Consider the following 12,597-nt stretch of genomic DNA (forward strand, 5'->3'; position numbering starts at 1 on the left):
CAGTACGATGGATATGGATCAGCCGCGCGATCCGGCGCGTCCGGAGCCACTGAAGTCGCGCGCCTGATCGATGATCCAGGTGGCGAAGGCGCTGGCCGGGCCGTAGGCCATCCGTGACAAGGGTCTAACGAGATAATAGGCGCTGGCGCTTTTTACCTCGTGGTCGAAGGCGCGGACCAACTGGCCGCTCGCAAGCTCCGGTTCGATCAGGAAGGTCGGAACCAGCGCAATGCCGAGCCCTGCCAGGCAGGCCTGGACCACGTTTGAAAACTGCTCGAAGCGCATGCCGCCGCCATGGCCTTCCTGCATGCCCAAAGAGGCAAACCACTGCTCCCAGGCGCGTGGACGGGACGCCATGTCGAAGAGCGGTTTGGAGAGCAGGTCTTCCGGGCGCCCCACCGGGTTCTCGGCCAGAAAGGCCGGGCTGCAGACGGGTGCGACCATTTCGTGCATGAGGAATTGACAATCGGTGCCTGGCCAATTGGGTTCGCCAATATGAATGGCAGCATCAATGCCGGAGCCTTCGAAGTCGAACTGGCCGATGCGCGTGGCAAAGTCGATGATGACGGCAGGGTTCCGAGCGAGAAAGTCCGGCATGCGCGGCATCAGCCAGCGCGTTCCGAAGGTCGGCAGGATCGCCAGCCTCAAATGTGTGTCGTCGCGGGTTGCCATGGCCTCCAATGACAAGGTGCGGATCGTGGCCAGCGCGTCGCCGATCCCCTTGGCATAGGTTCGCCCGATAATCGTCAGCTCGACGCCGCGATTGGTGCGTTCAAACAATTTGACGCCCAGCTGGTCCTCCAACAGGCCGATCTGGCGGCTGATGGCGCCTTGTGTCAGGGCAAGTTCATTGGCTGCCGCCGAAAAGCTTCCGAGCTTGGCGACGGAATCGAAGGCGGCGAGCGCGCTGGTCGAGGGCAGGAAGCGGCGTTGATGTGTCAGCATCCGTTATGACTAGACCTAATAGCAACATGAGTAAACATGGCTTGTTTAATCGTCCGATATGAGCAATCTGTGGTCGACAAGCAAATATGGATGCGATGACCATGAGCGAGATGCAGCCCTTTTCCTGGAGTGACCCTTTCCTGATGTCCGAGATCCTCAGTGAGGACGAGCGGATGATCCAGGACGCCGCAGCCGCTTTCGCCAAGGCGGAACTTGCGCCGCGGGTGGCAGACGCCTATCTCGGCGAAACGGTGGAGCCAGAGCTTTTTCGCCTGATGGGCCAAGCCGGTCTTCTCGGCGTCACTTTGCCTGAGAAATATGGCGCGGCCGATGCGAACTATGTGTCCTACGGTCTCGTGGCGCGGGAAATCGAGCGTGTCGATTCCGGCTACCGCTCGATGATGAGCGTTCAGTCCTCTCTCGTCATCTATCCCATCTATGCCTATGGCTCGGAAGAGCAGAAGGACAAGTATCTGCCGGGTCTCGTTTCGGGTGAGTTGATCGGCTGTTTCGGTCTGACCGAGCCGGATGCCGGTTCCGATCCGGGCGGCATGAAGACCCGTGCCGAGAAGATCGAAGGCGGCTATCGCCTGCGCGGCTCGAAGATGTGGATCTCCAACGCGCCGATCGCCGATGTCTTCGTCGTCTGGGCGAAATCCGAGGCGCATGGCGGCGAGATCCGGGGCTTTGTTCTTGAAAAGGGCATGAAGGGTCTGTCGGCACCGAAGATTGGTGGCAAGCTCTCGCTGCGGGCTTCCGTGACCGGCGAGATTGTCATGGACGGCGTCGAAGTCGGCGAGGATGCGCTGTTGCCGAACGTGTCCGGCCTCAAAGGTCCTTTCGGCTGCCTCAACCGTGCCCGTTACGGCATTTCCTGGGGTGTGCTCGGTGCGGCCGAGGATTGCTGGCACCGCGCCCGCCAGTATGGCCTCGATCGCAAGCAGTTCGGCAAGCCGCTCGCTGGCACGCAGCTCTTCCAGAAGAAGCTTGCCGACATGCAGACCGAAATCTCGCTTGGTCTGCTTGCGTCACTCCGCGTTGGCCGCCTCATGGACGAACATCAGTTCGCTCCGGAAATGATCTCGATCGTCAAGCGCAACAATTGCGGCAAGGCGCTCGACATTGCTCGCATGGCGCGGGACATGCACGGCGGCAACGGCATCCAGATCGAGTACCATGTCATGCGCCATGCGCAGAACCTCGAGACGGTGAACACGTATGAGGGCACGCATGATGTGCATGCATTGATCCTCGGTCGTGCGCAAACCGGTATTCAGGCCTTCTTCTGAAGTCTTGTTCCAAGACAGCCGCAATATCCCTTGAAATAGAGGGGTGCGGCTGTCTTGAATCTGCGCCATACCTTTGGAATTATATCCGAATTTAAGCATTTCTACACTTGTGAACCACTAGGGTTCATGCTCGACATGCTGCGCATGACAAGGCGGGCCGGAAGAGTATGATCCTGAGTTGGATCAGGGCAAAACCCACGGTATGATCGCCGGTAGTGGAGGAAATGGCATGTACGCCGTTACGGTTCTGGATAGTGCAGCCCTGTCTGCATTCCGAGTGGAGCATCCCTGGCTCAGTTTTCCGGACTTCGTCTCCGAGGTCAGCGTCTACTTTGACGACAATGGTGGGCCGACGCGGCTGACCGCCATCAGAACGGATGCAGAAGGCACTTCCGAGCCGGTCGATGTCAGCGCCTTTGGCGTGGACACCATCCTGGCCCTCGTGCGCTATGCGCCGCAGGGCACCCAAGGTTATGAAGACTGTCCAGAAGAAGAGCAGGTTTGGGCTATTCTGGAGGAACTGCCTGTTTCCGACGACACGGTTCCCATGGAAGAGGTGGAGGCCGCGCGTGCCACAAAGCTGCAGGACGCTTACGCCCTGCTGCGGGAGGTGACCGTCAGCAAGCTCGAAGCGCTCCTCTCCTCCGGGAAAAATGATCTCGAAGGCCGGCGCATTCGGGCCTCGATCGCTTCCATTCCCACCTCTCTGGATAAGGTGGACGATGCGCATAAGCCGCATTTTCTTGAGGTCGACCTCTGGCGTCTGGTCGCCGTCTTGCGCGACGAGCTGGCGATGCCTGCCGACTACGAACTTTCCGACAATACCGAGGATCCCGGGTTTAGCCGTGATCTCATCGATCAGGCCGAGGCGACTGCCCTCTCAGGGCCTGTCATCCAGGCTCTGTTCGAGCTTTCGCCGGTTGCCTTCTCCATTTCCAGCATCGGTCAGCGCAATTCGCGGTATGTGCGCGTGAACCAGGCCTATCTCGATCTGATCGGCAAGAGTTGGGACGATATTCGGGGCAGCGAAATGGTTGCCTCTGGCGTGGTGAAGGGAGACGAGGCGCGTGCGGAGCGGTTGCGACTGCTGGATCTGGACGGTGGGTATAGCGGCCAGCGCGGCGAGATCCACGGCGCCGACGGCCAGGTCATCGACGTGACGATTTCTGCCCGGCGCATTTCTGTCGCCGGGCAGTTGTACGATTTCGAAGTGCTGACCCGCGTGGACGCGAGCTGAAAGATCAGCCTTACGCCCGGCGGAACAAAGCGAAGGAGCGCGCTTCCATCATGAAGCCTGCGGCTTCCGCTGCGACATCGCCTGTCCGACCTGGATCTGACGTCGTCAATTCCAGTGTCCAGTCGCCACCGTCTGTTTTCGGAATGGTGAATTCCGTGTCCTGGTCGACCGGGTTGAACAACATCAGCACCTCCTGCCAGACACCCTCTTCGGCCTCGAGGTCCTGGCGTCGGAGTTTCAGCGCGAGCGGATTGCCGTCGAGCCAATGCTCCGGCTTCTGCGCTCCTCCCGTCATGTTGTACCAATCGATGTTCATGCCATCGCGCCAGTTTTCTCTCCGCAGCAGGGGCTGCTCCGTGCGCATGGCAATCAATCGGGTGGTGAATGACCGCAACTCCTCGCAGGACGGGGGAAGGTTCTCCCAGTGCAGCCAGCTGATCTCGCTGTCCTGGCAATAGCCGTTGTTGTTGCCCATCTGCGAACGGCCGAACTCATCGCCGGCGAGCAGCATCGGCGTGCCGTGCGAGAAGAACAACGTTGCGAGGAAATTGCGCTTCTGGCGCTCCCGGAGGGCGTTAATTCCCTCATCGTCCGTCGGTCCTTCGTGGCCGTAATTGTGGCTTCGGTTGTCGTTGTGTCCGTCGTTGTTGTCTTCACCATTGGCATCGTTGTGCTTCTGGTCGTAGGACACGAGGTCGTTGAGCGTGAAACCATCATGGGCGGTGATGAAGTTGACACTCGACCAAGGGCGCCGGCCGCGCATGTCGTAGATATCTCCGGACCCGAGAAGACGGGCTGCGAAGTCCGGGGCGCAATTGTCGCCGTTCAACCAGTAATCGCGGGTGGAATCGCGATATTTGTCATTCCATTCGGCCCAGCCCGGCGGGAAGCCGCCGACCTGATAGCCACCGGGCCCGATGTCCCACGGCTCGCCGATCAACTTGGCGTTCGACAGGACGGGGTCCTGCGTGATTGCATCGAAGAAACCGCCGCGCTGGTCGAAACCTTCCGGTTCACGGCCGAGAATCGTGCCGAGGTCGAAGCGGAAACCGTCGACATGCATCTCTTCCTTCCAATAGCGCAGGCTGTCGAGCACCATCTGCAAGACGCGCGGATGCGACGTGTTGACCGTGTTTCCGGTGCCGGTGTCGTTGATGTAGTAACGATGATTGTCGGGCAAGGTGCGGTAGTAAGAGAAATTGTCGATACCCTTGAAAGACAAGGTCGGACCGAGTTCGTTGCCTTCTGCCGTGTGATTGTAGACGACATCGAGGATGACTTCGATGCCGGCGTCATGGAAGGCGCGGACCATGTCGCGGAAGCCGGCAATGCCGTTTGGACCGTAATACCGGCTGGCGGGCGAGAAAAAGCCGATCGTATTGTAGCCCCAGAAGTTGTGCAGACCCTTGTCCATAAGGTGGCTGTCGTCGGGGAAGGCGTGAATGGGGAGCAGTTCGACGGACGTTATGCCAAGGCTCTTGATGTAGTCGACCGCTGCCTTGTGGCCCATCCCTTCGAAGGTGCCGCGCAGGTTCTCGGGGATCGCGGGGTTGAGCTTGGTGAAACCCTTGACGTGGGTCTCATAAACGATGGTCTTTGCCCACGGGACGCCGGAAAAGCCGTTTGTCGATGGGTTGGCGAATGGATCAACCACACGGCATTTCGGCATATAGGGGGCGCTGTCGAGGTCGTTGAAGGTGAGATCCTTCTCCTCGCTGTCGAGATCATAGGCAAAATGGGCCTGGTTCCAGTCGAAATCTCCGACGATTTCACGCGCGTAGGGATCGAGCAGGAGCTTGTTTGCGTTGAAGCGGTGGCCATTGCCGGGATCATAGGGGCCGTGCACACGATAGCCGTAGAGCTGGCCGGGTTTCACGTCGGGAAGATATCCGTGCCAAACTTCGTGGGTATATTCCGGCAGAGTAATCCTGGCCGTTTCAATCTTACCGCTGTCGTCAAACAGGCAGAGTTCGACGCGCTCGGCATGGGCGGAGAAAAGGGCGAAGTTCGTGCCCTTGCCGTCAAAATGGGCGCCAAAACGGTGCCAGTCACCGGCTTCAACGTGGAAATGCTTGCTGTTGGTGTCCATGAATTCCTCGGTGCGTGGCGTTTGTCCCCCGTAAAGCGGCGGGAGGGATCTTTGTTCCGATGCTCCGGCCGGAACAATCCATGACGGTTGCGGTTGTTTCGGGCACATCGACCAATAGCGAGGATGACAAATGCCAGCCAAGTCCAAGGCACAGCAAAAAGCCGCCGGGGCAGCGCTTGCCGCAAAACGCGGCGATGCCAGGAAATCGGATCTGAAGGGCGCTTCCAAAAGCATGGAAAAAAGCATGAGCGAGCTTGAACTCGAGGCGCTTGCCGCAACGAAACACAAAGGCAAGCCAGAGCATGCGGAAGGCAAGAAATAATGCGTCAACAGCCGGAAATGGTGGGTCAGACTGCTCTTATAACCGGTGCCGGTTCCGGGATCGGTCGGGGTGCCGCCCTGAAGCTTGCCTCGCGGGGTGCCTATGTCGGCCTTCTCGGCAGGACTGAGGACGAGTTGAAAGACGCACTTGCAGAGATCCGGTCCGCGGGTGGAGACGGAATGGTGCTTGTCGCGGATGTCAGCGACGATCAGGCGATGAAACAGGCTGTCGCAACGCTCCTTTCAGAGCGGCATGGGTTGCACATGGTGGTTGCGAATGCCGGGGTGAACGGGACCTGGGCGCCGATCGACGACCTGATGCCAGAGGAATTCGACAAGACGATTGCCATCAACCTGCGTGGCACATTCCTGACGCTGCATCACTGCGTCGGACCGATGAAGCGGACGGGCGGATCGATTGTCGTCGTCTCTTCCATCAACGGGACGCGAACATTCACCACACCCGGCGCTACGGCCTATTCGGCGACCAAAGCCGCACAGCTCGCCATGGTCCAACAGCTTTCCTTGGAGCTGGGCCGTCATGGCATTCGCATCAATGCTGTGTGTCCGGGGGCAATCGATACCAGCATCGACGACAACACGGCATTGCGTGGCCGCGAGCAAACGGAAGTTCCGGTCGCGTTTCCCGAGGGCGACATTCCCCTGACGGGGGGAGAATCGGGCAGCATCGAAGAGGTTGCGGAGGTGATCCACTTCCTTCTTTCGTCTGCGTCGCGTCATGTGACCGGAACGCCCATATGGGTCGACGGCGGACAAAGCCTCCTGCGATGAGATGAACGGTGTCGTCACCGATCGTCGGTGCGGCTCGGGATGCGATTTTCAAGGAGGTTGACCAGCCACAGCACGCTCAACGCAAAGCCGGTCGCAATCAGGCCGATCTGCCAAAAACCCAGGCCGCAGGAGAGACCAATAGAGCCAGCGAACCAGAGGCCGGCTCCGGTCGTCAGCCCGGTGACCCGTCCTTTTGCGTAGACGATCATGCCCGCCGCAAGAAAGGCAACGCCTGCGGTGACGGCTTCAACGAGACGCAAAGGGTCAATTCGGACCTCTTCTCCATCGAAAGCGGGGTGATGGGCGATCTCGATCGTCAGAATGGCGACAATAGCTGCCGATAGACAGACGAGTATATGCGTCCGAAGGCCAGCAGCGTGGCTTCTCCACTCTCGTTCGAAGCCAATTGCCGCCCCGCATGCGAGCGCGACCAAAAGGCGAATGACGATGGAGGAGAGAGCGAGCGTCGTTTCGGTTCCAAACGCGGTCAGTTCCTGTGGCATGGCTGTTTTCCATGACGGGATCGGCTCCGGCGAAGACCGGAGCCGTTTCCACCATCAGTTCTTCTGATCGCGGGCAGCTGTCGAGGTATAGGTCGACGAGACCGGATCACTTGCCGGGAACGTGTCTTCGAGACCTTCCTGCAGGTTGCTTCCGGGCTTTCCGGCCTCTTCCCGTTCCTGCATCAGGCTCTCCACGGCATCGCTCGGCTCGCCATCCACCGGATAATTGCCATTCGCTGCCGTGTCGTCATTCGCTGCACCGAAGCTTCCCGCCTGCAAGAGAATGACCTGCGCCTTTTCCAAGGCGTTTTCCCTGGTCACGCCGCCGCTTTGCGACTGCGCCATGACCACCGACACACGTTCGCCGCCATCACCTTCGAACTCCACGGTGAAGCCGGAGCTGGAGCCGGTCGGTTCGTGCACTTTCGTCGCTACAATCTGCATGGATGTTCTCCCGTTCGTTTCGACGTGAAAACGCAGGCGTGGCAGCGTTGTTCCCTGGTGCGAGGGGATGCAATCCTAGAGGTTGTCGGCCCGGATCTGCGCCAAATCCTCTTAACCTATTGTTTACCATGATATTTGGCAATTTAAGAAAAACTGAACAAAGCGTGCGGAGGTGCGTTGTGGTTGCAGAAGGAGAAAGACAATGCGACAGGCACTGGCAATCGACACCATTCTCATCGTCGAAGATGACGTCTTCATTTCCATGGATGCGGCCGATGCAGTCTCGAAGGCTGGTGTTGCCGTGATCACAACCGAGACTGTTCGGGATGCGCTTGAGATTCTGGCTAGTGAACACATCGCTGGAGCGATCCTGGACTTCCAGGTCCGGGATGGAGCGGTGACACCGATCGTTCAGAAGCTCCGGCAGGCCGGAATTCCCTTCCGGATCGTCTCGGGCTCGGCGATCAAGGAAATTGAGGCCAACGGCATCCCGGAGGAATTGTGCGCGCCTAAGCCTGCGGATTACCGGAAGGTTCTAACGTCACTGATGACCGACACCCCGCACGGTCGTTTCCAAGGACGCCACTGACCCGTATCAGCGCTTGGCCATCAACCGTTCGAGTGTCCGTTCCACGACGTCGACCATCACCATTGTCTGATGATCGACCTCAATGTTGAGATAATCCCCAACCTTGTACCGTGGAAACGTGGTCTGGCGCAGGGTTTCCGGAATGAGGTTGATGGTGAATACGTTCTCATCGGCTTCGGCGACGGTCAGGCTGGCACCGTTGACGGCGAGGTAGCCGCGCTTGAAGACGTATTTGGCCCATTCGTCGGGCACCTTGAACTGAATGAACGCGCCCGGCATCTCCATCTTGGCGGCGATCAGTTGGGCGGTGGTCGCGATATGACCGGCAATGTTATGCCCGCCATTTTCGTCCGTCGGCTTGGCCGAGCGCTCCAGATTCACCTGACTGCCTGTTTTCAGCGTGCCAAGATTTGTGCGCTCCAAGGTGGCATCCATGGCGTCGAACGTGACGTCCGTGCCGGTCATCGAGGTGACGGAGAGGCAGACGCCTTCCACTGACACGCTTGCGCCGATCTGCAGGTCGCTCATCAACCGTTCTGGAAAACGGATATGGAAGGTGGTGTAGCCGTCGTGGCGAACGACGTTTTCGACGGGGGCGACGGTCTGGACGATGCCGGTGTACATGAGCGGTTTCCTTGCGAATTTGCCGGAAGGTAATGTCTCCCGAGGCAAAGGCAATGCCCAAGGCGAGATCACTGCGTCTGCATTTGGTGAACGGCATCGGAACCGTAGCGTCGACGAATGGCGGCATCTGCATGCGCATGCGGCTTTTGCAGCGCTTGCCGTGCAGGGCGTGGTCGGATTACATCTGCAGCATTGCCGCGCAGCCCGTTTATCCCCGCCAGTACATTGATGGTTTCCATGACGAAAATCCTGTGCCTTGCCCTCAATCCCGCGATCGATATTTCCAGCGATGCAGATGCCGTGCGGCATACGCACAAGACCCGAACCCACAACCAGCAGCAATTTCCCGGCGGCGGCGGCGTCAACGTCGCCCGTGTCATCGCGGCGCTCGGCGGCACCTGCGAACTGGCTTTTCTCGCGGGCGGGGATACGGGTACACTTCTGGAGGCTATGCTGCAGCCTCTGCCGATCGTCGAACGCCCATTTCCCATCCATGATCCCGTTCGAGTCGCGTTTGCGGTGCATGAGATCTCGACAAATCTCGAATATCGCTTTGTTCCCGAAGGACCACTGGTAACGGAAGCCGAATTGGCCCCCGTCATCGAGGCGGTCTGCGCCAGCGATGCCGACTACATCGTGGCAAGTGGTAGCCTGCCGCGGGGAGCACCCGACAATACCTATGTGCGCCTCGCCGACGCAGCGAAAGCGCGCGGCGCACGGTTCGTTCTCGACACATCCGGACCGGCACTGGCGTCGGCCCTCTCCTCGGCACGCATGTATCTGGTCAAACCAAGCCTGGGTGAGTTCGAAGCCTTTGTTGGCGAGAGATTGGATCATGATCGCGTCGGGCCGGTGGCGCAGGATTACGTTCGACGCGGGATCGCCGAATACATCGCGGTGACGCTGGGGGGCGATGGAGCAATCCTGGTGTCCGCCGAGACCATCATTCGGCTCCCTGCCATCCAGGTTCCGGTGAACTCGGCGACGGGAGCCGGCGACAGCTTTGTCGCGGGGATCGTCTGGTCGCTGTCGGAAGGGCATGACATCGAAGACGCATTCCTTTTTGGACAGGCGGCCGGAGCTGCAGCAGTGATGACCCCGGGTACCGAGCTCTGCCGGCGTGAGGATGTCTTGCGGCTCTACGCCTCGGCCAAGGGCTGATCCTGCCGCGTCGGCAGGTCTGGGCTGCGTCCGGCATGCAATTCTGGAAATTGCGGCCTGCGGCACCATTATTTCTTGTCAAAAAAACTCAAGTTTATTATTGAGGGGGACATTGCGGTCGCATTGATGGCGCTCGCCCTTATTCGCACCATCTCATAGGGAGCTCCCAGTGTCTTTCATCCATACGGGACATTCGGCCTTGCGCATCGGCGTTGCGCTCGCTGTGCTTCTCATGGCTTCCGTCGCCTGTGCTCAGGCCCCAGGCACGGGCGATGGTGCTTTCGAACCGGCAACTGGACCGGTGGGCGCACAACAGATGTCAGACGGTGTTCCCGCTACATCTCAGACCATCGAACCGACGGCACTGCCTCCAGCTGTCCAACCCGTCGACACCGGTGCCGCGCGCGGTTCCCTTCCGCATGACCTGTCGCCGGTCGGCATGTTCATGGCCGCTGACTGGATCGTCAAAGGCGTGATGCTTGCGCTCGGTTTTGCTTCACTCGTGACCTGGACCGTGTGGCTGGCAAAGACGCTTCAGCTGTTCGGTGCCCGCGCCCGCGCCGCGCGAGGACTGAAAGCGGTCGCCAAGGCCGCGAACCTGAAAGATGCTCTGGCCTTGCTTGAAAGGCGTGGCGGCGTCGTTGCGTCCATGGTGCGGGCCGCCGAACATGAAATGATGCTCTCTGACGGGGCCATCGATCGTGCCGGTGCCGAGGGCGTCAAGGAACGCGTTTCCTCCGCACTTGGACGCCTCGAGGTGCGTGCAGGTCGCCAGATGGCCAAGGGAACGGGCGTGCTGGCCAGTATCGGCTCGACGGCCCCCTTCGTTGGGCTGTTCGGAACCGTGTGGGGCATCATGAACTCCTTCATCGGCATTGCCGAGACACAGACGACCAACCTCGCTGTCGTTGCTCCCGGCATCGCCGAGGCACTACTTGCAACCGCTGTGGGCCTTGTCGCGGCAATCCCGGCCGTCATCATCTACAACGTCTTTGCCCGCTCGGTGACCGGGTACCGCCAGCTTGTGTCCGATGCTGCGGCTGGCATCGAACGGCTGGTGAGCCGCGATCTCGATTTTCGCAAAAGTGCGCTGTCGATCCGGGCCACCAACCTCCAGGCGGCGGAGTAAGTCATGGCCGGCGGCATTCGCGATACACAATCGGGCGACGACCTGGCGGAAAACCACGAAATCAACGTGACGCCGTTCATCGACGTCATGCTTGTGCTCTTGATCATCTTCATGGTCGCGGCACCGCTCTCTACGGTTGACGTGAATGTCGACCTGCCGGCCTCGACGGCGAAGCCGGCGGAGCGATCGGATGAGCCGATCTATGTCACGCTCAAGGAAGACATGAGCCTCTCGCTCGGCAACGACACCGTTACGCGCGAGGCGCTTGGCGTGTCCCTCGACCGCATCAGTGACGGCAACAAGGACGCCCGCATCTTCCTGCGTGCGGACAAGACGGTCGACTACGGCAAGTTCATGGAGGTGATGAACCTGTTGCGCGATGCCGGATATCTGAAGATCGCGCTGGTCGGGCTCGAAAGCCTGCCGGTGCCTCACGGCGCCGCCGAGACGACTGCGCCCTCTGCGGAGCCGAAGCCATGAGCGGGGAGAGCCGTTCCACAGGACGTGTGCTCGGCGAATGGCTGCTGTGGACGACGGCCGGCGTTCTGGTGGTGACGGCCCATGCCGGGGCTGTTGCCCTGCTGCTGCGTGACCCCATGGTCGCCATGGAGGACAGCGGGCCACGACCGGCGATCATGATCGAACTGGCGCCGGAGCCGGAAGCGGAGATTACCGAGGAGACCGAGGTTTCGACCGATCAGGTTGACGCCGAAGAGGTCCAGACCGCCTCCAGTGAGCCGCTGCCGGAACCTGACGAGCCGCCACCTATCCAGCCTCTGCCCGAGCCTGTGCCTGAACCAGTGCCGGAACCCTTGCCCGAAGTGGCTGAACAGGTCATCGAGCCGCCGCCGATCATGGAACCCGAACCTTTGCCGGAGCCGGTCGAGGAAATCGATCCGATCGAAGAGTTGGTGATGGCGCAACTCGAGAATGTCGAGGTGCCGATCCCGATGATACGGCCTCCAAAGCCCGAGCCGAAGGTCGAGAAGCCGATCGCGCCGAAGAAGAAAGTGGCAAAGAAGCAGCAGGCACCGCCACCTGCTTCGCGGACAGCGCGGCAGGCAAAGGCGGAAGTCGCCCAGGCTGATCGCAATGCCGCACGCGCCTCCAGCAGCGGTGCCGGCAGCAGTGTGTCTCCCGCCAAATGGCAGTTGCGGCTGATGTCGCATCTCGAGCGGCGCAAGCGTTATCCATCGGAAGCGCGCAGCAATCGCGAGGAAGGGACTGTCTATGTGCGGTTCCGGATCGATGATGCCGGCAACGTCCTGTCGGTTTCGCTGTCGCGCTCGTCCGGGTTTGCGACGCTCGACGATGCGGTGGTCGCGATGGTGCGCAACGCCTCTCCCGTGCCCGCTCCGCCGCCGGGCGTCAACAAGACGGTCACGGCACCGGTGCGCTTCAACCTGCGCTGAGGGGAGCGGACGAGATTGTCGGTCGCTGAAGACCGGATCGTGAGGGCCACAATTGAAAGGCC

15 protein-coding genes are annotated in these 12,597 nt (G+C 60.3%); 9 read left to right on the top strand and 6 right to left on the bottom strand.

What is annotated here, in order from left to right; genetic code table 11:
- Positions 1-18: 18 nt before the first annotated feature.
- On the bottom strand, positions 19-945 hold the full coding sequence (locus DFO46_RS22575) for a LysR family transcriptional regulator (protein WP_120279186.1): 927 nt from the start codon (positions 943-945) through the stop codon (positions 19-21).
- 101 nt (positions 946-1,046) lie between these two features.
- Between DFO46_RS22575 and DFO46_RS22580 the strand changes: the two genes are divergently transcribed.
- Entirely contained in the window at positions 1,047-2,234 is a 1,188-nt protein-coding gene (locus DFO46_RS22580; protein WP_110793710.1) for an acyl-CoA dehydrogenase, read from the top strand.
- A 178-nt stretch (positions 2,235-2,412) separates the two neighbouring features.
- Complete coding sequence (locus tag DFO46_RS22585) at positions 2,413-3,471, top strand: PAS domain-containing protein (RefSeq protein WP_245422696.1); 1,059 nt, start codon at positions 2,413-2,415, stop codon at positions 3,469-3,471.
- 10 nt (positions 3,472-3,481) lie between these two features.
- Here DFO46_RS22585 and glgX read toward each other — a convergent pair whose 3' ends face one another.
- A complete protein-coding gene (glgX, locus tag DFO46_RS22590) occupies positions 3,482-5,560 on the bottom strand; it encodes a glycogen debranching protein GlgX (protein WP_120279188.1) in 2,079 nt (692 codons plus the stop codon).
- Between the two features lie 130 nt (positions 5,561-5,690).
- Here glgX and DFO46_RS22595 point away from each other — a divergent pair, with 130 nt between their 5' ends.
- Together DFO46_RS22595 and DFO46_RS22600 are read left to right on the top strand one after the other, a co-directional pair.
- Positions 5,691-5,882 (top strand): DUF3008 family protein, encoded by a 192-nt coding sequence (locus tag DFO46_RS22595; RefSeq protein ID WP_120279189.1) that lies wholly within the window; start codon positions 5,691-5,693, stop codon positions 5,880-5,882.
- On the top strand, positions 5,882-6,673 hold the full coding sequence (locus tag DFO46_RS22600; protein ID WP_245422697.1) for an SDR family NAD(P)-dependent oxidoreductase: 792 nt from the start codon (positions 5,882-5,884) through the stop codon (positions 6,671-6,673). The genes DFO46_RS22595 and DFO46_RS22600 overlap by 1 nt, the downstream gene beginning before the upstream one ends.
- Before the next feature lie 14 nt (positions 6,674-6,687).
- On the opposite strand, the gene DFO46_RS22605 is transcribed toward DFO46_RS22600, so the two are convergent.
- Positions 6,688-7,176, bottom strand: coding sequence for an MgtC/SapB family protein (locus tag DFO46_RS22605; RefSeq protein WP_110793672.1), 489 nt, complete (start codon positions 7,174-7,176; stop codon positions 6,688-6,690).
- Positions 7,177-7,230: 54 nt separating this feature from the next.
- Complete coding sequence (locus DFO46_RS22610) at positions 7,231-7,620, bottom strand: hypothetical protein (protein ID WP_110793673.1); 390 nt, start codon at positions 7,618-7,620, stop codon at positions 7,231-7,233.
- A 202-nt stretch (positions 7,621-7,822) separates the two neighbouring features.
- On the opposite strand from DFO46_RS22610, the gene DFO46_RS22615 reads away from it, so the two are divergent.
- On the top strand, positions 7,823-8,209 hold the full coding sequence (locus tag DFO46_RS22615) for a response regulator (RefSeq protein WP_110793674.1): 387 nt from the start codon (positions 7,823-7,825) through the stop codon (positions 8,207-8,209).
- Positions 8,210-8,215: 6 nt separating this feature from the next.
- On the opposite strand, the gene DFO46_RS22620 is transcribed toward DFO46_RS22615, so the two are convergent.
- A complete protein-coding gene (locus DFO46_RS22620; protein WP_120279190.1) occupies positions 8,216-8,833 on the bottom strand; it encodes a riboflavin synthase subunit alpha in 618 nt (205 codons plus the stop codon).
- Positions 8,834-8,901: 68 nt separating this feature from the next.
- Entirely contained in the window at positions 8,902-9,072 is a 171-nt protein-coding gene (locus DFO46_RS24010) for a hypothetical protein (protein ID WP_183042003.1), read from the bottom strand.
- Between DFO46_RS24010 and DFO46_RS22625 the strand changes: the two genes are divergently transcribed.
- The 4 genes from DFO46_RS22625 (at position 9,071) to DFO46_RS22640 (ending at position 12,535) form a co-directional block, all read left to right on the top strand.
- Positions 9,071-9,994 (top strand): 1-phosphofructokinase family hexose kinase, encoded by a 924-nt coding sequence (locus DFO46_RS22625; protein WP_183042004.1) that lies wholly within the window; start codon positions 9,071-9,073, stop codon positions 9,992-9,994. The two genes, DFO46_RS24010 and DFO46_RS22625, sit on opposite strands and share 2 nt — an antisense overlap.
- 169 nt (positions 9,995-10,163) lie before the next feature.
- The gene (gene exbB, locus DFO46_RS22630) at positions 10,164-11,123 is read left to right on the top strand and encodes a tonB-system energizer ExbB (RefSeq protein ID WP_120279192.1); all 960 of its coding nucleotides are present in this window, start codon (positions 10,164-10,166) and stop codon (positions 11,121-11,123) included.
- 3 nt (positions 11,124-11,126) lie between these two features.
- Positions 11,127-11,603, top strand: a complete 477-nt coding sequence (gene exbD, locus DFO46_RS22635; RefSeq protein ID WP_120279193.1) for a TonB system transport protein ExbD — start codon at positions 11,127-11,129, stop codon at positions 11,601-11,603.
- Complete coding sequence (locus DFO46_RS22640; RefSeq protein WP_120279194.1) at positions 11,600-12,535, top strand: energy transducer TonB; 936 nt, start codon at positions 11,600-11,602, stop codon at positions 12,533-12,535. The genes exbD and DFO46_RS22640 overlap by 4 nt, the downstream gene beginning before the upstream one ends.
- The last annotated feature ends 62 nt before the right edge of the window (positions 12,536-12,597 follow it).

It is taken from the genome of Rhizobium sp. AG855, assembly GCF_003610655.1.
Taxonomy (GTDB): Bacteria; Pseudomonadota; Alphaproteobacteria; order Rhizobiales; family Rhizobiaceae; genus Allorhizobium; species Allorhizobium wuzhouense.